27 protein-coding genes are annotated in these 24,158 nt (G+C 46.2%); 24 read left to right on the forward strand and 3 right to left on the reverse strand.

All coding sequences use genetic code 11. The features are described from left to right. The first annotated feature begins 18 nt into the window (after positions 1–18). The 11 genes from ICN25_RS05740 (at position 19) to ccmI (ending at position 8,725) form a co-directional block, all read left to right on the forward strand. The gene (locus ICN25_RS05740) at positions 19–771 is read left to right on the forward strand and encodes a transporter substrate-binding domain-containing protein (RefSeq protein WP_216179972.1); all 753 of its coding nucleotides are present in this window, start codon (positions 19–21) and stop codon (positions 769–771) included. Position 772: 1 nt separating this feature from the next. Then, complete coding sequence (locus ICN25_RS05745) at positions 773–1,744, forward strand: tripartite tricarboxylate transporter substrate binding protein (protein WP_216179975.1); 972 nt, start codon at positions 773–775, stop codon at positions 1,742–1,744. A gap of 165 nt (positions 1,745–1,909) precedes the next feature. Then, positions 1,910–2,557, forward strand: a complete 648-nt coding sequence (ccmA, locus tag ICN25_RS05750; RefSeq protein WP_216179978.1) for a cytochrome c biogenesis heme-transporting ATPase CcmA — start codon at positions 1,910–1,912, stop codon at positions 2,555–2,557. Then, positions 2,554–3,219 carry a heme exporter protein CcmB gene (gene ccmB / locus ICN25_RS05755; RefSeq protein WP_216179981.1) on the forward strand — a complete coding sequence of 222 codons (666 nt, stop codon included), beginning with the start codon at positions 2,554–2,556 and terminating at the stop codon, positions 3,217–3,219. The genes ccmA and ccmB overlap by 4 nt, the downstream gene beginning before the upstream one ends. Next, positions 3,216–3,986 carry a heme ABC transporter permease CcmC gene (gene ccmC / locus ICN25_RS05760; protein WP_216179984.1) on the forward strand — a complete coding sequence of 257 codons (771 nt, stop codon included), beginning with the start codon at positions 3,216–3,218 and terminating at the stop codon, positions 3,984–3,986. Before ccmB ends, ccmC begins: the two co-directional genes overlap by 4 nt. Then, positions 3,986–4,174 (forward strand): heme exporter protein CcmD, encoded by a 189-nt coding sequence (gene ccmD, locus ICN25_RS05765; protein ID WP_216179987.1) that lies wholly within the window; start codon positions 3,986–3,988, stop codon positions 4,172–4,174. The genes ccmC and ccmD overlap by 1 nt, the downstream gene beginning before the upstream one ends. Next, entirely contained in the window at positions 4,171–4,602 is a 432-nt protein-coding gene (gene ccmE / locus ICN25_RS05770; RefSeq protein ID WP_216179990.1) for a cytochrome c maturation protein CcmE, read from the forward strand. Before ccmD ends, ccmE begins: the two co-directional genes overlap by 4 nt. After that, the gene (locus ICN25_RS05775) at positions 4,602–6,521 is read left to right on the forward strand and encodes a heme lyase CcmF/NrfE family subunit (RefSeq protein WP_216179993.1); all 1,920 of its coding nucleotides are present in this window, start codon (positions 4,602–4,604) and stop codon (positions 6,519–6,521) included. Before ccmE ends, ICN25_RS05775 begins: the two co-directional genes overlap by 1 nt. Next, positions 6,518–7,042, forward strand: a complete 525-nt coding sequence (locus ICN25_RS05780) for a DsbE family thiol:disulfide interchange protein (protein ID WP_216180008.1) — start codon at positions 6,518–6,520, stop codon at positions 7,040–7,042. Before ICN25_RS05775 ends, ICN25_RS05780 begins: the two co-directional genes overlap by 4 nt. Before the next feature lie 2 nt (positions 7,043–7,044). After that, on the forward strand, positions 7,045–7,542 hold the full coding sequence (locus ICN25_RS05785) for a cytochrome c-type biogenesis protein (protein WP_255536705.1): 498 nt from the start codon (positions 7,045–7,047) through the stop codon (positions 7,540–7,542). Beyond that, complete coding sequence (gene ccmI / locus ICN25_RS05790; protein ID WP_216180011.1) at positions 7,535–8,725, forward strand: c-type cytochrome biogenesis protein CcmI; 1,191 nt, start codon at positions 7,535–7,537, stop codon at positions 8,723–8,725. Before ICN25_RS05785 ends, ccmI begins: the two co-directional genes overlap by 8 nt. Here ccmI and ICN25_RS05795 read toward each other — a convergent pair whose 3' ends face one another. Beyond that, positions 8,726–9,487 (reverse strand): SDR family oxidoreductase, encoded by a 762-nt coding sequence (locus ICN25_RS05795; RefSeq protein ID WP_216180014.1) that lies wholly within the window; start codon positions 9,485–9,487, stop codon positions 8,726–8,728. A 116-nt stretch (positions 9,488–9,603) separates the two neighbouring features. On the opposite strand from ICN25_RS05795, the gene ICN25_RS05800 reads away from it, so the two are divergent. From ICN25_RS05800 to ICN25_RS05855, 12 genes are all read left to right on the forward strand, one after another. After that, entirely contained in the window at positions 9,604–10,914 is a 1,311-nt protein-coding gene (locus tag ICN25_RS05800) for a TAXI family TRAP transporter solute-binding subunit (protein ID WP_216180017.1), read from the forward strand. A 23-nt stretch (positions 10,915–10,937) separates the two neighbouring features. Then, positions 10,938–11,693, forward strand: a complete 756-nt coding sequence (locus ICN25_RS05805) for a 2OG-Fe dioxygenase family protein (RefSeq protein ID WP_216180020.1) — start codon at positions 10,938–10,940, stop codon at positions 11,691–11,693. A 6-nt stretch (positions 11,694–11,699) separates the two neighbouring features. Next, positions 11,700–12,944, forward strand: coding sequence for an MFS transporter (locus ICN25_RS05810; RefSeq protein WP_216180023.1), 1,245 nt, complete (start codon positions 11,700–11,702; stop codon positions 12,942–12,944). 7 nt (positions 12,945–12,951) lie between these two features. Continuing rightward, positions 12,952–15,390, forward strand: a complete 2,439-nt coding sequence (locus ICN25_RS05815; protein WP_216180026.1) for a heavy metal translocating P-type ATPase — start codon at positions 12,952–12,954, stop codon at positions 15,388–15,390. Positions 15,391–15,399: 9 nt separating this feature from the next. Next, entirely contained in the window at positions 15,400–15,579 is a 180-nt protein-coding gene (ccoS, locus tag ICN25_RS05820) for a cbb3-type cytochrome oxidase assembly protein CcoS (protein ID WP_216180029.1), read from the forward strand. Positions 15,580–15,749: 170 nt separating this feature from the next. Beyond that, a complete protein-coding gene (gene ccoN / locus ICN25_RS05825) occupies positions 15,750–17,192 on the forward strand; it encodes a cytochrome-c oxidase, cbb3-type subunit I (RefSeq protein WP_216180032.1) in 1,443 nt (480 codons plus the stop codon). Positions 17,193–17,203: 11 nt separating this feature from the next. Next, the gene (gene ccoO / locus ICN25_RS05830) at positions 17,204–17,854 is read left to right on the forward strand and encodes a cytochrome-c oxidase, cbb3-type subunit II (protein ID WP_216180034.1); all 651 of its coding nucleotides are present in this window, start codon (positions 17,204–17,206) and stop codon (positions 17,852–17,854) included. A 36-nt stretch (positions 17,855–17,890) separates the two neighbouring features. After that, positions 17,891–18,058 carry a cbb3-type cytochrome c oxidase subunit 3 gene (locus tag ICN25_RS05835; protein ID WP_216862885.1) on the forward strand — a complete coding sequence of 56 codons (168 nt, stop codon included), beginning with the start codon at positions 17,891–17,893 and terminating at the stop codon, positions 18,056–18,058. Beyond that, entirely contained in the window at positions 18,055–18,978 is a 924-nt protein-coding gene (gene ccoP, locus ICN25_RS05840) for a cytochrome-c oxidase, cbb3-type subunit III (RefSeq protein WP_216180037.1), read from the forward strand. The genes ICN25_RS05835 and ccoP overlap by 4 nt, the downstream gene beginning before the upstream one ends. 3 nt (positions 18,979–18,981) lie before the next feature. Next, positions 18,982–20,439 carry a cytochrome c oxidase accessory protein CcoG gene (gene ccoG, locus ICN25_RS05845; protein WP_216180039.1) on the forward strand — a complete coding sequence of 486 codons (1,458 nt, stop codon included), beginning with the start codon at positions 18,982–18,984 and terminating at the stop codon, positions 20,437–20,439. A gap of 30 nt (positions 20,440–20,469) precedes the next feature. Next, a complete protein-coding gene (locus ICN25_RS05850) occupies positions 20,470–20,673 on the forward strand; it encodes a FixH family protein (RefSeq protein ID WP_216180041.1) in 204 nt (67 codons plus the stop codon). Further along, entirely contained in the window at positions 20,670–20,930 is a 261-nt protein-coding gene (locus tag ICN25_RS05855; protein WP_216180043.1) for a hypothetical protein, read from the forward strand. Before ICN25_RS05850 ends, ICN25_RS05855 begins: the two co-directional genes overlap by 4 nt. Positions 20,931–20,941: 11 nt before the next feature. Here ICN25_RS05855 and ICN25_RS05860 read toward each other — a convergent pair whose 3' ends face one another. Continuing rightward, positions 20,942–21,700: a helix-turn-helix domain-containing protein gene (locus ICN25_RS05860; RefSeq protein WP_216180045.1), complete on the reverse strand. Its 759-nt coding sequence runs from the start codon at positions 21,698–21,700 to the stop codon at positions 20,942–20,944. 81 nt (positions 21,701–21,781) lie between these two features. On the opposite strand from ICN25_RS05860, the gene ICN25_RS05865 reads away from it, so the two are divergent. Further along, positions 21,782–22,513, forward strand: coding sequence for a sulfite exporter TauE/SafE family protein (locus ICN25_RS05865; RefSeq protein WP_216180047.1), 732 nt, complete (start codon positions 21,782–21,784; stop codon positions 22,511–22,513). A gap of 4 nt (positions 22,514–22,517) precedes the next feature. On the opposite strand, the gene ICN25_RS05870 is transcribed toward ICN25_RS05865, so the two are convergent. After that, positions 22,518–24,146: a SulP family inorganic anion transporter gene (locus ICN25_RS05870; RefSeq protein ID WP_216180050.1), complete on the reverse strand. Its 1,629-nt coding sequence runs from the start codon at positions 24,144–24,146 to the stop codon at positions 22,518–22,520. Positions 24,147–24,158 lie beyond the last annotated feature (12 nt).

Consider the following 24,158-nt stretch of genomic DNA (forward strand, 5'->3'; position numbering starts at 1 on the left):
AAAAATCTGGAGACCTTTTTGAATAGCATTTCAGCTAAAGCGCGCGATCAGCTCGCGCCTAATGGCGTTCTTTCTGCTGCTGTCTATTTAGGTAACTTCCTATTGGTTACTGGTCAATCGCCTTCTGGTGAGCCTACCGGCATTGCACCTGATATCTGTCGAGCCATTGCAAAACGTTTAGGTGTTGAGCTTAGCCTGCTGGGCTTTAATACACAGGCTGAGGTGGTTGAGGCTGCCGTCAGCGGAAGGTGCGGCATCTCATTGTTGGGTTCTGATCCTGCTCGCGCTCAAATGGTCACCTTTACCCCTGCTTATGTTGAGCTAGAAGCCAGTTACCTGGTTTCCGCTAACTCCCCTATAACTGAGTTATCGCAGGTAGACCAACCGGGAATTCGGATTGCATCTTTTCATAAGAGTGCTTATGACCTTTGGCTACAGCGCAACCTCAAACATGCCAGCTTAGTTCATGCTGATAGTGTGCAAGCTAGCAATGAATTGTTTGTTAGTAATAATTTAGATGCTTTGGCGGGTTTAAAAACTGGCCTAGTTTCAGCCTCTCGATATATTCCTGGGTCAAGGGTTTTGGATGGTCAATTTACTGGAATACAGCAGGCGATTGCCACTCAAAAATCCCACTTAGAGGCGATTAAGTTTTTGAATACTTGTGTTCAAGAATTTATTGCTTCTGGTTTGGTGGCTGATCTCATTAGGCAATATCAGGTGCAGGGTCTATCAGTTGCACCACTCTCTCACGTCTCCTCGGAAAGCTAATATGCAAAAGTTACTCTCAGCCCTTATTTTTGTTGGTGGTTTTTTGACCCATCAAGTCGCTATTGCTCAAGCAAGTGCTTACCCAAACCATCAAATTAAAATCATTTCCCCATTTGCTACCGGTGGCATTGCTGATGGGTTTTCAAGAATCATTGCGCAGGGATTAAGTGAGGCCTATGGACAGCCAGTAATCGTAGAAAATAAAACTGGGGGTGGGGGTAATATCGGGGCTGATTTTGTGGCCAAATCACCAGCAGATGGCTATACCTTGATCATGGGTAGTATTGGTACGCACGCGGTAAATCCCTATCTAGTAAAGAGCATGCCCTATGATCCGCTGAAAGATTTTGTGCCGGTGGCTTTTGTACTAGATGCCGAAGGTTTGTTGGCTGTTAATCCAAATGTGCCAGTAAAAAATGTTAGTGAGCTGATTGCATATATCAAAGCTAATCCAGGAAAAGTATCTTATGGGTCTGGCGGAATTGGTACCGCTAGTCATTTGGCGGGAGAGCTTTTTGTTCTCATGACCAAGGTTGATATGACGCACATTCCGTATAAAGGAAATGCATTGGCAATTACTGACTTAATAGGCGGTCAAACTCAATTGATGTTCGCCACAATGCCCACAATTCTTCCCTACGTGAAGAGCGATAAATTACGCGGTTTGGCGGTAACGGGTGCTACAAGAGATCCTTCTATGCCAGATTTACCAAGCATCAGTGAAACGCTACCTGGATTTGACGTTAAGAATTGGATTGGTTTATTTGCTCCTGTGGGTACTCCCCCTGCAATTGTGAAGAAACTTCATGTGGAGATTGGCAAAATCATGCAACAGCCCGCTGTTCAGAAAAAGCTAGAGTCAGAGGGGGCAAAGTATTACGCTATGTCGCCTGAAGCTTTTGGGGCTTTTCAGAAGAAAGAGGCCGCTCGCTGGGGCAAGATTATTAAAAGCGCCGGCATCAAGCCTGAATAGCGCCGTGGTCTAAGTGAGGGGCATTTACCCCTCACTCCGCTTATAATTGGCTAAGCGCTTGAATTCAAAGAAATTTATTCTTTAAATGCTGTTTTAGGCCGTTTGACAGCCCTAAGTGGGTCTTGGACAATGCCTGAGGTGGTTTGATTCAAGCCATTTCTCCCGATGACAGCCACTAATTCCTCCTTTCCATCATCAGCAGTCGCGACCCTTGAGGCTCGCGCGATTACCTGTATGCGAGGTGAGCGAGAACTCTTTTCAGGGCTGAGCCTGCAGGTATTGCCTGGCCAGTGCCTCCATATTCGCGGCGAGAACGGCGTTGGAAAAACGAGTCTATTACGCTTACTCACTGGTCTAGCTTCCCCAGAGGCTGGAGAGGTTCTTTGGAATGGTCGCTCCATCAAAAAAGATGTATCGGAATATCACAGTCAGCTTTTGTTTTTGGGACATCGCGATGCCTTGAAAGAAGATCTCAGCGCCCTGGAAAATTTACGCATGTATGCGGCAATCGATGGCATTGCACTTTCGGAGCAAGATGCTTTTAATTCTTTGTGGCGATTTGGTTTAAAAGGGCGCGAAGATTTACCTGTCAATTGTTTATCAGCGGGTCAAAAAAAACGTGTGTTGATGGCGCGTATGTTGACTCGTGGTGCGCAAGTATGGATTTTGGATGAACCTTTTAATGCTTTAGATACTCATGCAGTAGTGGAGTTGCAAGGCTTAATAGCGGAACATCTTGAGAATGGTGGGCTTGCGGTACTGACAAGTCATCAGCCCTTAGCCATTCCTGGTCTGCGAGTGCTGGATCTATGAACGCCTTTATTGCCATTGTCCATCGCGATCTATTGTTGGTAATGCGTCGCAAGAGCGAGGTGTTGACTGCATTATTTTTCTTCGTGATTGTGACCAGTCTCTTTCCGTTGGGCATTGGCGCTGATACCGCTTTACTGAGAAAGATTGCGCCTGGCGTTATTTGGGTTGCCGCCTTACTTTCTACATTACTGGGATTGCAGCGAATGTTTGCGGCTGATTATGCAGATGGCACCTTGGAGCAATTAGTTCTATCCCCAAATTCATTCACGGCATTAGTGCTTGGCAAGGTAGTTGCTCATTGGCTGGTCTGCGGACTGCCTTTAGTCTTGCTGGCGCCGGTGATTGGTATTCAGTTTGATTTGGATGCTCAGTCTTTAAAGGTATTGATGGCAGCCTTATTGCTGGGAACGCCCGTTTTATCCCTGCTGGGTTCGATCGGTGCAGCCTTAACTCTAGGGGTTAGGGGTGGCAGTGTATTAATGAGTCTTCTGATCTTGCCCCTCTATATACCTGTATTGATTTTTGGTGCTGGTGCCGTTTATGCCAGCAGCGTAGGGCTTGATATCACAGGACATTTTTCGCTGTTGGGCGCTTTATTCATTTTGGCATTAGCATTTGTGCCTTGGGTTAGTGCTAATGCAGTCAAGATTGCTATCGAATGAGTAATGTAAATAATTTATCCTCTAGTCGCGTGATGAACTGGTTCAAGTTCTCGAGCCCGAGCACTTTTTATCCGCTGGCTGGAAAAATGATTCCTTGGTTCTGGGCGCTCACTGTTATTTTTGGAGTTGCCGGATTGTGGGTGAGTTTCTTCGTGGCGCCGGTAGATGCAGTACAGGGACAGGGTTACCGCATTATCTTTATCCATGTTCCTGCTTCTTGGATGTCCATGTTTATTTATTTAGTCATGGCTGCTTGGGCGGGCTTGGGCTTGGTATTTAATACCCGTCTATCCGCCATGATGGCGCAGGCCTTAGCTCCAATTGGAGCTTGGATGGCATTTCTATCTTTATGGACTGGCGCCTTTTGGGGCAAGCCGATGTGGGGTGCCTGGTGGGTATGGGATGCGCGCTTAACTTCCGAATTAATTCTGCTCTTTTTGTATCTTGGATTTATCGCTTTGCAAGCTTCTATAGATAACGCTCGTCGTGCAGATAAAGCAGGCGCCATCTTGGCTTTGGTTGGCGTGGTGAACGTGCCTATTATTTATTTTTCAGTGAAATGGTGGAATACCTTGCATCAAGGTGCTTCAGTTTCATTAACGAAGGCCCCGGCCATGGCCCAGACCATGCTTTGGGGAATGCTCTTGATGGCTTTATGCTTCTGGATGTACTCAATCGCAGTAGGGTTAATGCGTGTACGCGCCATCATTTTGGAGCGCGAGGCCCATACTGACTGGGTCAAGCAATTAAACGAGGTAAAGCCTTAATGTGGAATAGTCCAGCTGAATTCTTTGCAATGGGTGGTTACGCACTATATGTGTGGTGCAGCTTTGGTGTTTGCGCTTTAGTGCTCTTCTTAGAGCCTTTAGCTGTCCGCGCACGCCATAAAGCGATCGTTCGTAGACTTCAACGCGAAGTGATGGCGGAGCAGTTTGATCAAAAGGGTGGCAAGTGAAACCAAGACATAAACGGGCAGCCATTATTGTTGGCGCACTCATTGCTATTGGTATTGCAGCAGTACTTATTTTGAATGCTCTTAATAGCAATATCGCTTTGTATGTCACACCAAGTGAAGTGGCTGCTGGTAAATCACCTGCTGGCCAAGTTTTCCGAATTGGTGGCATGGTTAAGGATGGGTCAGTTAAACGAGATGGTTTAACGGTGCACTTTGTCATTACCGATATGGTGAAGGATATTCCGGTGGCGTACACCGGCATCCTTCCGGATTTATTTAAAGAGGGTAAGGGCGCGGTGATTCAGGGTCGACTTAATCCAGATGGACAATTTGTTGCTAGCGAAGTATTGGCTAAGCATGATGAGAACTATATGCCTCCAGAGGCTAAGCATGCTTTAGAGCAAGCTCAAAAAAACGGAAATAAATAATGATTCCTGAGTTTGGGCATTACGCATTAATCCTTGCTTTATGTGTCGCCATTATTCAGGGCATTCTTCCATTGGTTGGCGCACATCAAGGTCGTCGTGAATGGATTCTGTTGGCAAGACCGGCTGCGCAAACTGTTTTCCTTTTGCTCGCCATAGCATTTGTGATTTTGGCCTGGAGTTTCTACTCGAATGATTTCTCCGTTCTTTATGTAGCAGAACATTCAAACTCGCAAATGCCCGTTATCTATCGCTTAGGTGCGGTATGGGGTGGTCACGAAGGCTCCTTATTGCTATGGATCTTCTTGCTATCTACTTGGACATTTTTGGTTGCTCAACTTTCTAAATCGCTCGATGAATTTATGGTCGCTCGCGTGATTGGTGTTTTGGGTTTAGTGACCACAGGGCTACTCTTATTTGTGCTCACTACGTCCAATCCTTTTGAAAGACTCTTACCAGCCGCGCAAGATGGCCGCTCATTAAATCCGCTTCTGCAAGATCCAGGTTTGGTGTTTCATCCGCCAATGCTCTACATGGGCTATGTTGGTTTTTCAGTAGCATTCGCTTTTGCTATCGCCTCTTTACTGTCTGGTCGCCTCGACGCTGCTTGGGCGCGCTGGTCACGTCCTTGGACAACGGCTGCCTGGGTATTTCTAACGCTCGGTATCGCACTAGGTTCGTGGTGGGCTTATTACGAATTGGGTTGGGGTGGCTGGTGGTTCTGGGATCCCGTTGAAAATGCTTCATTCATTCCATGGCTCGTAGGCACTGCATTACTTCATTCATTGGCGGTTACCGAGAAGCGTGGTGGATTCAAGAGTTGGACAGTGTTGTTAGCCATTACCGCTTTCTCGCTGTCACTTCTAGGAACGTTCTTAGTACGCTCTGGAGTGCTCACTTCAGTTCATGCTTTTGCGACCGATCCAAGACGTGGCATCTTTATTTTGATTTTCTTGGTGCTGGTAGTCGGCTCTTCTTTAACGCTCTACGCTTGGCGCGCTCCTAAAAGTACGCTTGGCGGTAAGTTCAGCTTCACTTCGCGTGAAACCTTTATTTTGCTCGGCAATGTTTTCTTGGTGGTCTCTGCAGCATCCGTACTCTTGGGAACTCTCTACCCATTGTTGATTGATGCTTTGCATCTAGGAAAAATCTCAGTAGGGCCTCCATATTTCAACAGCGTATTCGTGCCCATCATGGTTCCTTTACTGGTGCTGATGGGAATAGGGCCCTGGACTAGTTGGAAAAACTCTAATCTATTGGATGTGATCAAGCGCTTATGGATTGCAGCATTAGTAGCAGTAATTGCCGCAGCTTTGATTCCATTTGTCATGGGTGAATTTACCTGGCTTAGCAGTCTTGGATTCTTATTGGCTTTCTGGGTGATTACTTCAGGCATTCTGCAAATTATTCGCCAGGCAAAAGCGGGTAAGCCAACGCGTTCATTTATTGGAATGCAGGTAGCGCACCTAGGTATAGCTGTGTTCGTGATAGGCGTCACCATGGTTGGCGCCTATCAAGAAGAAAAAGATGTACGCATGCTGGCAGGTGAAAGCGTGAGTGTTGGTGGTTACGACATTCAGCTGAAAAGTGTCAGCGCTGTTCCTGGCCCCAATTACAAAGCAATGCAAGGTACTTTCTTGTTAAGCCGTAATGGGAAGCTAGAAGCCACAATGTATCCAGAAAAGCGCAGCTACTTCTCTTCAACCATGCCAATGACTGAGGCAGCAATTGATGCAGGCCTCACCAGAGACATCTATGTTTCATTGGGCGAAGAGTTGGAAGATAAGGCATGGGCAGTGCGTGTCTATTACAAGCCTTTTGTGGATTGGATTTGGGGTGGCTGTTTGTTGATGGCATTGGGTGGCGTATTGGCAATGTCGGATAAGCGCTATCGCATGAAGTTGAAGAAAGTCGCAGCATGAAGGCTAAGTTTTTAATTCCTCTTCTCTTGTTTGTGATTTTGGTTGGATTTTTAGCGGTAGGCTTAAATCGTGATCCCCATGAAGTCCCTTCGCCACTGATTGGTAAACAAGCCCCTGCTTTTGAATTACCTCAATTGGCAGATCCTCAAAAAACCTTTTCGCCTGAAAGCATGAAAGGTAAGCCTTGGATTTTGAATGTATGGGCCTCTTGGTGCGTTGCTTGCCGTGAAGAGCATCCCGTTTTAGTAGAGTTGGGCAAGTTACAGGTCGCACCGATTATTGGCTTGGATTACAAAGATAAGCGGGATGATGCTATGGCTATGCTTACTCGCCAAGGTAACCCTTACGTTTTGTCTGCATTTGATGCTAATGGTCGAGTGGGTATTGATTACGGCGTATATGGCGTTCCAGAGACCTATGTGATTGATAAGGCTGGTGTGATCCGGTTCAAACATATTGGACCAATCACGATGGATCTATTGAATAAGAAGATTATTCCGCTGCTGGGTGAGCTCAAGTGATTTTGAAAAAGTTTCTCCCTCTCATTCTGTCAGCGATTGTGCTTGCTTGCGCAATGAATATTGCCTCGGCTAAAGATGCAGCTCCTCTTGCGGATGATCCAGTCACCGAACAGCGTCTCATTACCATCTCTGAAGAGATGCGTTGCCTAGTTTGTCAGAATGAATCCCTTGCAGGCTCACGCTCTGATTTGGCGAATGATTTACGCAGAGAAATTCGTGTCCTGATTGTTGAGGGAAAAACCGACGAGCAAATTCGGAATTTTATGGTTGAACGTTATGGTGATTTCGTTCTATACCGTCCGCCTGTCAAGCCGATTACTTGGCTCCTATGGATAGGCCCTTTTGTTATTTTGCTTGCCGGAATTATTGGTTTAATGGTTTATCTACGCCGTAGAAATCAAAGTATGCCAAGTGCTACGCTATCCGCTGAGGATAATCGTCGTATTGATGCGCTACTTCAGGATGCAAAATCCAGCTCAACAGAAAATGCACATGACTAGTTTTTTAATATCCGCTCTCCTTTTGTTGATCTTGGTTCTGGTCCTCTTACTACGTCCATTATTTTTTCCGGCAAAAGAATCTGCAACCTCACGCCGTCAGATGAATGCTGCCATTTACAGGGAAGAGCTCGATAAGCTTGAGGCTGAGCGTACCGCCGGTACTGTTGATGCGGGTAGTTACGAACAGTCTCATACAGAAATGCGTCAGCGACTTTTTCAGGATACGGATGAGGCGGATGATTTCGCTGTACTGAGATCTCCAAAGAAAACCATCCTTGGAATCTGCCTTTTTGTAATCTTGCTTTCAGCAGGCTTTTATTTCTATCTTGGTGATGCTTCTCGAATTGCGGAAAAGAATGCCGAGCAGCCAATGACTCAAGAGTCAGTTGAAAAGATGGTTGCAGAGTTTGCAGCGAAGATGGAAAAAGAGCCGGATAATTTGAAGGGCTGGGCCATGCTGGCGCGATCCTATCGAATATTGGGCCGCAATGCTGAGGCTGCAAAAGCCTACGCGCGTGCTGGATCTTTTGTCGATTCTGACCCGCAATTATTGGCAGACTATGCCGATGTGTTGGCGGCAAATGCAGATGGCAATTTTGCAGGCAAGCCTCAACAATTGATTAACAAAGCATTAGCTCTAGATCCGAATAATTTGCTGGCGCTATGGCTCTCTGGCACAGCAGCCTTTAATGCGCAAAACTATAAGGTGGCAGTGCAGTCTTGGGAGAAGTTAGCAAAACAGCTGCCTCCCGATACAGATGAGACTCGCGCAATTACTGCTTCAATTGCTGAAGCTCGTAGCAAGGGTGGGCTTCCTCCTGCTAGTGCTCCAGTGATCAGCAATCAAGGTGTGAGCGGCCAGGTTGGCATTTCTTCTGAACTGCAATCTAAAGTTAAAGCGGGTGATACTTTGATGGTGATTGCCCGTAAGCCAGGTGAACGCATGCCCGTTGCAGTTCTCAAGACTGCGGTTGCTGCATTCCCGATGAATTTTGTTTTAAATGATGCTCTGGCGATGAGTCCCAACGCCTTAATCTCTCAATTACCTGAAGTATCGGTTGAGGTGCGCATCTCCAAAACGGGAATGGCCATGCCAGAATCGGGTGACTTGATATCTGCGCCCCAAACGATCAAGGTGGGCACGACCAATGCTCGCCTGATGATCAATCAAGTCAGGCCTTAATTAGCCCCTACCGACAAATGGCATATTGGTTGCCATGATGGTCATCGACAGAATATTGCTCTCTAGGGGCAGTTGAGCCATGTGCAGTACGGCTTGCCCAACATGATCAACATCCATGAGTGGCTCCACCTTTTTTGAGCCATCAGCTTGCAAAATACCGGCTGCCATAGGAATAGTCATTTCAGTACCTGCATTGCCAATATCAATTTGACCGCAGGCAATATTGAATGGACGCCCATCCAAAGCAATAGATTTGGTTAGTCCAGTAATCGCATGCTTGGTAGTTGTGTATGGCGCTGACATGGGGCGGGGTGCGTGCGCTGAAATAGAGCCGTTGTTAATAATTCGGCCGCCCTGAGGTGATTGCGCCTTCATCATGCGAATAGCTTCTTGCGAGCATAGAAAGGTGCCACAGAGATTGGCATTAACGACATTCATCCATTGCTCGTAACTCAGATCCTCCATAGGTATTGCTGGAGCTCCTATGCCGGCATTATTAAAAAGCACATCAATACGGCCAAATTGTTTTTGGATGGCCGAAAATAAGTGCTTTACTTCCTCTGGCTTCCCTACGTCACAGGCGACTGCTAGGCAGCTTTGCTTGGTTCCGCCAATGTCGTGGATAGCTTGATTGAGTTTTTCAAGATTTCTACCGGTAAGGACGACGCGAAATCCACCCTGCAAAAGTGCTTTTGCCGCAGCCTTGCCGATACCCGTGCCGGCTCCTGTTACTAGGGCTACCTTATTGGGGCTTGAGTTCATTGTGATCCTAATAGTTCTCTGAAAACCCCCATCTTATCCCGAAACAATTGGAATGAATTCAATCTACTCTCGATCCCTGGGCTCGGGGCATAATGGCAAAAACGAGAAGAATTCTTATGGACTTCATACGCAAAAATATCTATAACCCCTTGGCAGTTGGCATTGCCTTTTTGATTCTGGTCGCCATCCTCTTTTCCACGCTGTGGGTTTTGGTACCACCACCACCTCGGTCAATTGAGTTGGCAACTGGTTTCCCAACTGGCCTTTATCAGAAATTTGGAGAAAGACTCCAAAGCGAGCTTGCTGAGCAGGGCGTATCGATGAAGTTACGTACTACTGGCGGAACAGGTGACAACTTAGCCCTATTAGCTGACGAGAACTCTGGCGTTGATTTTGCGATGGTCCAAGGTGGTGTGGCAGACCTGTCTAAACATCCCAACTTAGTTTCGATTGCGGGTGTGTTTTATGAGCCAGTTTGGGTTTGGTACAGAGAGTCGAGCTTTAAAAATGAAGCTGGAAAGCTAAGTCTATTAGGCCAGCTAAAGGGTAAACGCGTTTCTATCGGTAATGACGGTAGTGGCACATTGACTTTGGCTTCCCAGCTGCTTGAAGCAAGCGGATTAGGCATGAATGATTTTCATGCTGAAAAGTTGAAGCCTCTTGATGCCTTAGAGAAATTTAAAAAAGGCGAGCTAGATGCTGTCTTTATTGTTAGCGCTGCTGAGGCACCCATTCTAAGAAAGTTTTATGAAACCCCCGGTATTCGCTTGATGAGTTTTGAGCAGGCGGATGCTTATGTTCATTTGTTCCCTTTCTTATCAAAGGTCACCGTTCCACGTGGGGTTGTCAGTATTGCGTACGATCTTCCGCGTCAAGACATCCAGGTCTTGGCTGCCACAGCAACTTTGGTGGGGAAGGATGATATTAGCCCCGCCTTAGTAACTTTATTGCTTGGCGATACATACGATATTTTAAAAACTTATTCTTATCTACAAAAGCCGGGAGAGTTTCCGTCTGGCACTGGTCTAGATTTTCCTTTGCATGTAGATGCTGAAATTTACTTAAAAGATGGCCCATCTTTCTTGCATCGCCACCTTCCTTTCTGGACGGCAGTTTGGATTGGACGCTTCGCCAAAATTGTCATTCCATTGTTGGTGATTTTCATTCCCTTATTTACTTATATTCCAGCAGCTAAGAATTTCTTCTTACGACTGAAGTTATCTAGGGTGTATGAAGAGCTCAAGATCATAGAAAGAAATGCGTCTATCCCAGAGTTAAAAGAAAAGAACTATAAGGATTTGGCGGATATTGAACGGAGAGTAGGTAATATCAAAGTCTCCATGCTCGATGCCAAAGAGTTGTATGACTTAAAAGGGCATGTCGGCGAGGTACGCGGCCGTTTAAATTTGCATTCCGAATCGGTTTAACGGTCAGCGCCTAAAATAAGCACATGACCCTCTCCAGCCTGTCGCCACCGCTTACACCCCTTAAAGAATTGGCTGATTCTCTTCGGGGTGATGGTTTTGCGATTGTCTCCGCGAGTGATGTTGCGCAAATAGCGCATGTTGACCTTGATCAACTGCAAGACCTCACCCAGTTTTGGGAAGAGTTGCCGCGTGATCCTTATCTCAGGGATGGTGGGCGTTATCGTTTTCGCCGCCATTCTAGTTTTGAGATCAAAGGTGATTCTTTGACTATGGTTCCACATCGTGCCCATTGGCAGTCTGTGAACTACAACGCATTACATGGTGGTATAGAGCGCTGGTTTGAGCCATCACAATCTCAACTCACAAGCAATCCTGCCTGGGGATCTCTTTTACTTGGTTTGGCTCATGTACTGAATGGTGTTAAGCAAGTCAATACCTGGTTTGTTGAGGCGCACCAATTTAGGATTGATACGACAGATGGCATTGGGCGGCCAACTCCTGAGGGGGCCCATCGCGATGGCGTAGATTTTGTGGCCGTATTTTTACTTAATCGAGTTGGTATCAAAGGCGGGGAAACTCGAATTTTTGATGCAGGTGGTTCTGCTGGTTTGCGGTTTACGCTGACTGAACCTTGGTCTTTGTTGCTCATGAATGATGAAAGAATGATTCATGAATCAACCCCTATTCAGCCTTTAGGGCCTCACGGTTTTAGGGATACCTTAGTGCTCACCTTCCGCTCAAATGGCTTCCAGGATTCACCTAATCGTAGTCAGCAGTAAACCCTTATGCGTCTTAAACCTACCGGCTACACACCTTTTATGCTCATGGCGCAAACTTGTGCGCTCTTAGGTTTTGCTTGTTACGCCGTAGTTCTGACAACTCTGCAAGAAGAGTGGCATCTCAGCAACTTGCAATCAGGCTTAATTGCCAGTGCCTTCTTCTTTGGTTATATGTTGATGGTCCCATTGGCGACAGCACTCACTGATCGCGTTGATGCAAAAAAAGTTTATCTTATAGGTGGTCTTTCCGCGACTTGTGGCTTATTAGGTATGGGTCTTTTTGCCTATAACTTCTGGACCGCCTTGATCTTTATGGCTCTGAATGGTGCTGGTTTAGCCGGCACTTATATGCCCGGCTTAAAAATTCTATCGGATCGTATTAAGACGGGTGAGTTAAGTCGCCACATTGCCTTCTATACAGCTTTTTTTGGCATTGGTACCGGCTTCTCTTACCTCTGCTCAGGTTGGATCTTGGATGGTTTAGGTTGGCGCTATGTTTTCGGAATCATTGCCCTAGGCCCATTCACCGCTTTATTGATTGTGCTTCTATTTATTCCTGCGCTCACTCATGAAAAATGGCATGGCCCAATTCGGATTCGATTGCACGATATTTTTCCAGTGGATAAATGGCGTTTGGTCTTGCAAGATAAAACAGCTTCAGGTTTTATTTTTGGTTACACCGTGCACTCAATAGAGTTGTTTGCTTCTCGTAGTTGGATAGTGGCTTTTTTTGGTTTCTGTGCGATTGTGACAGGCGACCCTTTTCTATTGACCGCCACTACCCTTGCTGGCGTGATTAATTTTTTTGGTGTTCCGGCATCCATCATTGGAAATGAGATTGCCTTAAGAATAGGGCGCCAAAAATGGATCTTCTTTGTCATGCTATCTAGCGCGGCATGTGGAGTGGCGCTGGCCTCTTCAACTGGACAATCTTGGTGGTTAATTGTTGCTTTAGCAGTCGGGCACACCATTTTCATCATGGCAGATTCTGCTACTTTGACAGCTGGTTTAGTGGTTAGCGCTCAAGAAAACATTAAAGGTGCTGCGATGGGCCTTCACTCCTTAATGGGTTTTGGAGGCGGCTTATTAGGCCCGGCCATTTTTGGTTTTGTTCTCGATTTAACGGGTTCACGTGCATCGCAAATGTCTTGGGTTTGGGCCTACGCCGCCGTAGTAGTTTGGGGCGTGTTATTTGTTCTGTATGAGCGTCGTAATGGTTGGGTTAGCAAGCCTCTAAGTCACAATAAATGATTCATTCATGAATTCTAGTTTGCCAAGCAATAGCTGTTATCACTGTGGAAGTTTTATTCTTCCCGGTGACTCATATGAGCTTGAGCTGAGTGGCATTAATAGAAAATTCTGTTGTGCTGGTTGTATGGCGATTGCACAAACCATACATGGCGAAGGCTTAGAAGTCTTCTATGCACGTCGCGCACAGTCAAGCGATAAGCCTGCGGCTTACCTTGCTTCAAATGAAATTCCCGATAGCCTGGTTCCCTATGATGATCCCTCTTTGCTTGGGCGCTATACCCGACCCAGTGGTGAGGAAGGAAATTTAGAGACTACCTTAAGGCTCGAGAAAATTCGTTGTGCTGCTTGTGTCTGGCTATGTGAGCAACATTTACGACGCATTCCTGGTGTTAAAGATGTGCAGATTAACTACGTGAGCCAAAAGGTCAAGGCAGAATTTTCGCCAGAGCAAACTAGCCTAGCGCGTTTACTATTTGAGGTTGAACGTATTGGTTATGAGGCCTGGCCTTTTGAGCCCTCACTTTCTATTGAAAAGTCCAAGAAAGAACGCCGTCAATTACTCACGAGGCTTGGGGTTGCGTTATTAGGCATGATGCAAGTCATGATGTATGCCTGGCCTAGTTATGTTGGCGATAGCGATATCACTGCGGAGTATGACCTGCTATTAGGTTGGACTAGTTGGGCTCTCACTGTTCCAGTAATGGTCTATTCAGCTGGTCCAATTTTTCAAGCAGCATGGCGAAGTGTTGCTTCATTTCGTCAAACGCATATGCTCGGTATGGATGTGCCAATTGCCCTAGCGTTGGCGCTAGCATTTAGTGCCGGTACCGTGAATCTCGCAACTGGTTCCGGTCAAGGTTACTTTGATTCCATCACTATGTTTGTCGCCTTTATTTTGGCCGCTCGCTACGTGGAGTTATTAGCTCGTCAAGATGCGCAGGGTGGAGCAGAGGCTTTAGCAAAACAGTTGCCAGCGACTTGTGAGAGAGTACCGAACTATCCCGCGTCTCAGCAAGTGGAAATTGTTCCAGTGATTAACTGCAACCCTGGTGAGGTTCTTCGTGTTCCTCCGGGTGATGTTGTTCCGGCTGACGGTATTTTGATCGAGTGTGAGAGCGCTCTGGATGAATCGCTTCTTACTGGAGAGTCAAAGCCGATTGACAAGAAAATTGGCGATCGAGTCTACGCAGGCACACACAATATTCTGAATCCCATGTTGATGAGAATCGATGCAGTCGGTCAGTCGACTCGCATCGCCGGTATCGCATCATTACTTGATCAGGCATTGCAAGCTAAACCTTTGATGGTGAGTCTCGCAGAAAAGTGGGCTGGATATTTTGTCGGCTTTCTGTTGATTGCTGCTTTTCTATCTTCAGCAATTTGGTGGTATGTCGATCCCAGCAGGGCTTGGACAGTTTTGGTTTCTGTATTGGTTGCTAGTTGTCCTTGTGCTTTATCACTCGCTGTACCGACGGCGATGGCAGCAGCTCAAGGTGCTGTTACTAAATTGGGCTTATTGATTGTGCGTGGCCACGTACTTGAAGGTTTGGTCAAATCTACCGACTTGGTGCTGGACAAAACTGGCACGCTCACTATGGGTCAACCAGAACTCAAAGAAGTCCTGATTGCTCGCCCAGAGTTTTCAAGAGGAGATGTTCTCAGTCTGGCTGCGTCAATTGAGGCGGGCCAAAAACATCCTCTTGCACTGTCCATATTGCGTGCTGCTCAAGCCGAGAATTGCTCACCAGCCGTTTTATCTGAAGCGGTTACTAATCAATTGGGGAAAGGCCTGAGCTCAGGCGTATATCGATTAGGAAGTGCCGTCTGGATAGGTGCTCAACAGATTGCGCAAGAGGGGCAGTATGGTCAAGTGCATTTGGCGGATGACAAAGGAATAATTGCGAGCTTTCTATTTCTGGATACTCCAAGAGCGGGGCTTGAAAAATTATTGGCTGCTGCAAAATCTCGCAAGATCACTGTGCATTTAGTGTCTGGCGATGATCCTGGTACGGTAGCGTGGTGGGCAGAGCGTGTAGGTATCGACAGATTTAAAGGTGCCTGCTCGCCAGAAGATAAGTATCACTACATTGAGCATTTGCAAAAAGAGGGCCACTTCGTTTGGGCAATTGGTGATGGCATTAACGATGCGCCTTTGTTAGCGAGGGCAGATGTCTCGATTGCTGTTGGAGCTGGGGCACCTCTTGCTACTGCAGGTGCAGATGCGATTTTGACTGCGAGCTCTTTAGCTCCTTTAGCTCAATCTCTACTGTTGGCGGATAAAACCCAGCGGATTATTAAAGAAAACTTGATCTGGGCTTTGGTTTACAACTTGCTAGCGATTCCTGCGGCCATGATGGGTTGGGTCAACCCTTGGGTTGCGGGCATAGGTATGTCCTTATCCTCTCTTGCAGTCACATTAAACGCCTGGCGCCTCAGAAAGGCCTAGACTAGAGGGATGGAAAGCCTTTTTCTCTTAATTCCCATTTCTTTGCTTTTAATTGGCCTTTTGGCCTGGATTTTCTATTGGTCTGTGAAGGCAGGGCAATTTGATGATTTAGAGGGTCCAGCGGAGGCCATTTTGATGGATGATGATACCCCCAAATCCAAAAATGTTAGTGAATACTCACAAAAATAGCTATATTTTTTAAGTATTTAGCCAATATAGCGAAATCAATTGAGTTGTAAAAAGCGTAAATGCACGCATCCTTTTTGATATAGATCAAAACACCCCCTTAGGCTTACTTTGATAATGGCTTCAGTCTATTTGGATTATGTCGCTGTTTGGTCACAAAAAAAGGAGAAACCATGGGACTTACCGTGGGGAACAATCAAGATACCTTCAATTACAAGGTTGTCAGCCAATTTGCCATCGTTACGGTTCTTTGGGGAATTGTGGGCATGCTCGTGGGGGTTGTACTTGCCGCGCAGCTCATTTGGCCTGATATCACTTTTAATATTCCATGGCTAAGTTACGGTCGCTTGCGTCCTTTGCATACCAATGCGGTGATTTTTGCTTTCGGTGGATCGGCGTTGTTTGCAACGTCCTATTACATCGTGCAGCGTACCTGCCAAGCACGACTCTTTTGTGACAAGCTAGCAGCATTTACCTTCTGGGGTTGGCAGGCTGTAATTGTGTTGGCAGCGGTGACATTGCCTTTGGGCATTTCAACCTCTAAGGAATACGCAGAGCTTGAGTGGCCGATTGATATTTTGATTACCTTGGTTTGGGTTGCCTATGCAGTGGTGTTCTTCGGCACCATCATGAAGCGCAAAACAAAACACATTTATGTTTCCAATTGGTTCTTTGGCGCATACATCCTGACGATTGCCATTCTGCATATTTTTAATAACTTAGAAATGCCAGCAAGTTTGTGGAAATCCTATTCCGCATACGCTGGTGTGCAAGATGCCATGGTGCAGTGGTGGTATGGTCATAATGCAGTTGGCTTCTTCTTGACTACCAGCTTCTTGGGCATGATGTACTACTTCATTCCTAAGCAAGCAGAACGTCCAATCTACTCATATCGTTTGTCTATCGTCCACTTCTGGGCTTTGAACTTTACCTATATGTGGGCAGGCCCTCACCATCTACAACATACTTCTTTGCCTGACTGGACTCAGTCACTTGGAACAGTGTTTTCAATTATTTTGTTGGCTCCATCATGGGGTGGCATGATCAACGGCATCATGACTTTGTCTGGTGCTTGGTTTAAATTGCGCACCGATCCAATCTTGAAATTCTTGGTAGTGGCATTGTCTTTCTACGGTATGTCTACGTTTGAAGGCTCAATGATGTCTATTAAGACTGTGAATAGCTTGTCGCATTACACCGACTGGACTATTGGACACGTACACTCAGGCGCCCTTGGTTGGGTTGCCATGATTACGATCGGCTCTTTGTACTATTTGATCCCACGTTTAGTTGGGCAAAAAGATATGTACAGCACGCGCTTAATTGAAGTGCATTTCTGGATCGCTACGATTGGTGTTGTTCTTTACATCGCTGCGATGTGGATTGCCGGAGTAATGCAAGGTCTGATGTGGAGAGCTTTCGAGCCAGACGGAACCTTGACCTACAGCTTCGTTGAGTCAGTAAAAGCAACATTCCCCTTCTATGTGATTCGTTTGTTAGGTGGCGTCTGTTACTTAAGCGGCATGTTCTTGATGGCATACAACGTTTACAAGACAGTGATTGGTAAAACATTCGTGAACGCCCCAATTCCACAAACAACTGCAACTACTCACTAAGGAGAAGAAAAATGTCTAATGAAAATAAATTCTTTTCCCACGGAACGCTTGAGAAAAACGTTGGTTGGTTAATTATTGCTACGATCATCGTTGTTTCTATTGCTGGTTTGGTGCAAATTGTTCCGCTGTTCTTTCAGCACACAACAACAGAACCAAGTCCTGGCGTAGCGCCATACACAGCCTTGCGTTTAGCTGGTCGCGACATTTACCAGCGCGAAGGTTGTGTTGGTTGTCATTCACAACAGATCCGCACATTGCGTTCTGAAGTAGAGCGTTACGGTCCTTACTCCTTGGCTGGTGAGTCAGTATTTGATCATCCATTCTTGTGGGGTAGTAAGCGTACCGGTCCTGATTTAGCTCGCGTTGGTGCACGCTATTCTGATGATTGGCATCGCATTCACCTCCGCAATCCGCGTGATGTGGTTCCTGAGTCCAATATGCCTGGATATCCTTGGTTGCAAAAAAATGCTGCCGATGCATCTTCAATTCAGTCTCATATGGTTGCAATGCGTCGTTTAGGCGTGCCTTACACCGATGAAATGATTGCAGAAGCTCCTAAAGAGTTGGAAGGCAAGACTGAGGAAGATGCGTTGATTGCCTATCTTCAAGGTTTGGGTGTAAATCGTCGCTACATCATTGTTGATGAAGCTGTAGCGAAATAAGCGCCAAAGTTATTAACTTAAAACTATATAAATCAAATGGAACAGATCACAGCTTATCTCTCCGCATTTTCAACAGTCATAGGACTCCTATTTTTTGTTGGAATTGTTTGGTGGGCTTGGTCTCCGAGTAGAAAGTCAGCCAATGAAGAATCAGCTGAACTTCCATTTGATCTTCCAGATGAATTTAGTAAGGACAAATCATGAGTGACTTTTTTAATAACGGTTGGAGCAACTACATCGCGCTAGTTTCATTAGTCGGTATTGTTTGGTGTATCTGGCTTCTGTTTTCTCAGCGCAAGGCTAAGGTAGTTCACACAGCCGATGGCGCCGTAGCTGATACGGGTCATGTTTGGGATGGCAATTTGCGCGAGCTCAATAATCCATTGCCACGCTGGTGGATGTGGATGTTCTTGCTCTCTTGTATCTTTGGATTGGTTTACTTGGTTTTGTTCCCAGGTTTAGGTTCATTCCCTGGAGTTGTGGGTTATTCCACTGATGGTGCTTTGATGAGCTCCATGACAGAAGCGAATGATGAGTTAAAGCCGGTATACGCTAAGTACGTGAAGATGGATATTGAGCAAGTTGCTGCAGATCCAAAAGCACGTGAAATGGGTCAGCGTTTGTTCTTGAATTCTTGCGCTCAATGCCATGGCTCAGATGCAGGTGGTGCAAAAGGCTTCCCGAATTTAACTGACGGCGACTGGCTCTACGGTGGATCCCCAGAAAATATCAAGACAACATTGATTAATGGACGTATGGGTGTAATGCCTCCGTTCCCACAGTTAGACAGCAACCAGATTGTGGATGTGGCTAACTATGTGCGCAGTCTTTCAGGTTTACCTGTAGATGAAGCAAAAGCAGCTCGTGGTGCAGAAGTGTTTAAAGCCAATTGCGTAGCTTGTCACGGTGCGGATGGTAAAGGCAATATTGCTTTGGGTGCGCCTAACCTGACTGATAAAACTTGGTTATATGGTGGATCAGAGGCAACAATTATTGAGACTTTGACTAAGGGCCGCATGGCAATGATGCCTGCTCAAGATAAAGTTTTGAGTCCTGAGAAGATTCATCTCTTGACTGCTTATGTTTGGGGTTTATCTAACAACAAAACTGCTGCAGCCAAGTAATCCGTGTCAGATAATTCGCCGGTTGGGAAGCCTATTCCGATTGATGTAATCGAGGAATCTCTTTACGAGGTCCGGCGAAAGATTTACCCACGATCTGTGAGCGGGCTGTTTGCCCGCTGGCGTTTTATCTTGGTATTTGCAACGCAATTATTGTTCTATGGTCTTCCTTGGGTTAGTTGGAATGGCCGTCAAGCTGTACTCTTTGACTTAATACAGCGTAAGTTTTATATCTTTGGTCTTGTACTTTGGCCGCAGGATGTGATTTATCTCACACTCTTGTTAATTCTTTCCGCCTTAGCACTCTTTTTATTTACTGCAATTGCCGGCCGCTTATTTTGTGGCTATGCCTGCCCACAAACGGTCTATACCGAAATCTTTATGTGGATCGAGCGTAAGGTCGAGGGTGACCGATTCGCGCGTATTCGTTTGGATGGGGAAGAATGGCCTTGGAGTATTCGTAAGTGGCGTCTCAAAGTTACCAAGCACGCCCTATGGCTCTTAATTGCCTTTTGGACTGGCTTTACTTTCATTGGTTATTTCACACCAATTGAAACCCTTGCTGCAGCCATTCTGCATTTATCGCTTGGCCCTTGGCAAACCTTCTGGTTGTGTTTTTATAGCTTTGCAACTTGGGGTAATGCTGGTTTCATGCGTGAGCAAGTATGTAAATACATGTGTCCATACGCTCGCTTCCAAAGCGTCATGGTGGATAAAGATACTTTTCTGGTTACTTACGACAAGGTTCGTGGCGAACCACGCGGGAGCCGTAGCAAGTCTGCTGATCATGCCACCCTGGGTTTGGGGGATTGCGTTGATTGCAGTATTTGCGTGCAAGTTTGCCCAACGGGTATCGATATTCGTGATGGTCTCCAATATATGTGTATTGGTTGTGGTGCTTGTATTGATGCTTGTGATCAAGTGATGGAGAAGGTGGATTATCCAAAAGGATTGATTCGGTATACGACTGAGCGAGCTATTGAGGATAAAGAAACGAATCAAAGTGCAATTCGCCATATCTTGCGACCACGTGTTTTGATTTACATGGCTTTCATCACAGTTCTTACAAGCGCATTCCTCATTTCCTTGATTACTCGAAATCCATTGCGTGTGGATGTGATGCGAGATCGTGGGGCATTAGCTCGGGAAGTAGACGGGGTTCGCATTGAGAATATCTATCGTATACAGATCATGAATGCCTCTGAAAATAGTATGAATGTTCGTGTGAAGGCAACTGGCTTAGACGATTTAAAAATCCTAAACTCGCAAGGACAGGTTGTTACTGAGATTGAAGTAGGCCCAGCTAGCAATCTATTAATTCCGGTTAAAGTTAGTACTACTGTTGGTGCGCATGAGCCTGGTAATTACCCAATTCATTTTGATGTGATTGGCCAAGAGATGTCTGGTAATGAGACGATCACCAGGACGCGCGATGAAAAATCAAGTTTTATTGTTCCCCGCTAAGCTGTATAGCGAAAGATGGAGAGGATGAAAATGTCACAACATGAATCAAATAAACCGTGGTTTAAGCAGCTTTGGCCATGGCTACTCATCAGTGGTCCAGCAGTCGCTGCCATTGGTTGTGTGATTACTATTTATTTGGCAGTAAACCTATATTCGGATAAGCCGGTTCGCGATGGTGTGGTGAAGCGAGGGCTCAAAGTTGAGCAGCTCAAGGTAGAGCAGGATCGCAAATGAAGTACCGCCTATTCATCTGGATTATGTGGCCCTCGTTTTTGGTTTCTATTTTGGCCGAAGGTTTACTCTTTAGCATTGTGCATCCTGCTGAGCTATTATTTTTTGGCTACCACCCAAACATTTCCGATGAAGGTATTTACACCATCGGATTTTTTGTTATCTGGATCTTTTGCTCATTCTCAAGCGCTTTGACTGCCTATATCTTGCCTGGCATTGATGCAGACGGAAACAAGGGCTCGGATCGCAGCTTGATTTAAAGCGGTATTGCTTAAGCGCTTATTGGCTTGATTTGAATGGCGCGGTCTGGGTTGGGGATGCTGGCTAATTCATAAAGCCCATCCATATCAATGAGTTTGATGTGACGTTGTTTAATTTGAATTAGTCCCGATTCCGCGAAGCGCGAAAGCATACGGCTCACAGTTTCAATCTGAATGCCTAAGTAACTACCAATTTCCACGCGACTCATGCGTAAATCAAATTCATTATTTTGATATCCACGAGCAGCTAGGCGTTGGGATAGATTCAGCAAGAAGGCCGCTAAACGCTCTTCTGCGCGCAGGCTACCCAATGAGAGTAGGTGACGTTGGTCTTGCGTGAGTTCGCGACTCAGAATGCGATGGAACTGCTTTTGTAGTACTGGAATTTGGCGTGCCAAATCTTCAAATGCTTCGTAGCGAATAATGCAAACTTCACTCTCTTCAAGGGCGATTGCCTCGGATTGATAGCTGCCTTCACCAATGCCATCAAGCCCTAAGATCTCGCCTGGAAGATGAAAGCCAATGACTTGTTGGCGACCATCCTCAAGACCATACTCAGTCTTGAGAGTGCCAAAGCGAATGCTATAAACCGCAGAGAGTGGGTCGCCGTGACGGTAGAGGCTTTCACCCTTTTGTAAGTGGACCCGCTCTTTTACGAGGGTATCAATCTTGGCGATATCACTTGAGCTAATGCCAACTGGCAGGCAAAACTGGCCCAGTACGCATACTGAGCATTTGCTGCTTGGGGCATCAGAGCTGGTGTAATTCATATTGGATCAAGTTATCAGATGAGTTTATTCTACTCGGATAATGCGTAATTTTAATATTTCCCTACCTTACTGGACACCCAAATGCTGACTTCCAGCCTTTTGTTGGCCGTATTTTTAGGTGCTCTGGTCAGCGGGTGGCACTGTGCCTTAATGTGTGGCGGTATCGCTGCAGCAATTGAGCGCCAAGGCAGTATCCAGGGGGTGGCTCACATCCCTTTACAAAGCAAGTCTGAGCTCTTTTATCTGCAATTGATCATGCACTTGGGACGCTTAACTACTTATGTGTTGCTTGGCGCTGCCGCAGCTTGGGTTGGGGTAGTTCTTTGGCAGCAAAACATAGTGCCGATTCAGCGCCCCTTATTTGCTTTTACATCTCTGGTTTTATTGTTGATGGGCGTGCGTCTTTTGCGCCAAAGGTCCAATAGCCCTTTATTAGTCGGAAAGTGGCTTGGTGCACGTATGGCTACTTATTGGGCTAAATACTTAGGAAGTTTTACAGGCCGCTCATCTCGTTGGTTTAGCGGAATGGTGTGGGGCTTAGTTCCTTGTGGCTTGGTTTACAGCGTTTTACCTCTCGCTTTTTTATCGGGTGATGTCCTGACAGGGGCCGCACTGATGCTGGCATTTGGTTTGGGCACCTTGCCTAACCTCTTACTGATCTCTAAATTTTCGGCAGTGTTAACTCAATTTGGGCAATACATTTGGGTGAGATATATTGCCGCTGGCCTTTTGATATCCGCAGGATTATTTGGCCTCTATCGCGCTTGGTATTTACCGGAAGCTTTGTTAAAAGGCGGCTTCTGTATTAGCTAGCCTTCTAACTTGCGGCTGCCGCTATACCGTGATGTAGATCTGGGTAAATACAATCAGCAGGGAGTCGCTCCAACAGGCCTCCACGTACCGCCATCTCATAGGGTTGGTGTGCCAACCCACAAATCATGAGCTTAATACCGCGATTTTTGCAAACCTCTTCAAGCTCAAGCAGGGCATCCATGCCGGAAACATCGATGTAGATTACATTCTTGAGATCAAGCACTAACACTTTTGAAGGCAATTCATTTTCGATGCGTTCTAGAATTTTTACTGCGCCAAAAAAGATGGCACCGTAAATTCTGAACGCAGCAATACTTCCTCGGTGTTGCTCCAGTTCTGGAAAGTCGCTAGCACTTGCTGATTCATAGCGCGAAAGACTTGAGATGCGATAGATGAAAGTAATGAATGCTAAAAGTAGGCCTACCTGTATTGCTACTGTGAGATCCAGAATAATTGTCAGAAAAAAGACGCTCAACATGGTTAGGCGATAAGGCAGACGAAATTGTTTAAGGTCTGCAAACTTTCTCCACTCACCCATATTCCAGGCAACAAACATGAGGATGGCGGCCAGGCTAGCCAAGGGGATATCTTTAGCCAATGGAGCGCCAAACAAAATAATCACGAGTAATGTGATCGAGTGAACGATTCCGGCAATCGGAGTGCTTGCACCGCTCTGTATATTGGTAACTGTTCTTGCAATTGTTCCTGTGGCTGGCATGCCGCCAAAAAATGGGCTAACCACATTGGCAATGCCTTGAGCCATAAGCTCTTGGTTTGACTCGTGGCGATCGTGGATGAGTCCATCGGCAATCCGTGCGCATAGTAGCGATTCAATTGCACCAAGGAGGGCGAGAGTAATTGCCGGTACGATCACAAACTGTGCGGTACCCCAACTAATGGGGATCCACTCAAAACTAGGTAGCCCTGAGGGTATGCCACCAAAGCGACTACCTATCGTATCCACAGGAAGATTAAATATTCCGGTAACTATGGTAGCTACAGCCATTGCAATGACTGTTCCTGGAATGTGACTTAGGTAGCCGAGATGCTTTTGAAATGCCCGCCAAGAAATTAACAGAGCAAGGCTCCCCATCGATAGCATGAGGGCGGTAGGGTTCACCGTGTCTGCAGCTGCATAAAGAGTTTGAATGGCCTGAAAAAATTCAGCAGGCATCTTGGTAATTTGCAGGCCAAAAAATTCTTTCACTTGAGATAGACCAATTAGTACGGCAATGCCATTGGTAAATCCAATAATGACGGCGACTGGAATAAAGCGAATTAAAGTGCCAAGGCGAAAGAGCCCCATCAGAAATAAAAATACTCCAGACATAGCGGTCGCTAAGAGTAGATTTGCAAGGCCATAGTGCTCAACAATGCCGTACACAATCACTATGAAGGCGCCAGCTGGACCACCAATTTGAACGCGACTACCGCCTAGTATTGAAATCAGGCCACCAGCAATGATTGCTGTAAAGAGGCCTGCTTCAGGCTTAAGTCCGCTGGCAATCGCAAATGCCATTGCCAATGGCAGCGCAACTACGCCAACCGTAATGCCCGCCAATATATCTTTACTGAGCAGGGCCCCGCTATATCCTTTAAAAGAATCGAGTAGTTTCGGGTGAAAGAAATTCATTGGGGAAAGAAC

This window comes from Polynucleobacter sp. 80A-SIGWE (genome assembly GCF_018882295.1).
Lineage (GTDB): Bacteria > Pseudomonadota > Gammaproteobacteria > Burkholderiales > Burkholderiaceae > Polynucleobacter.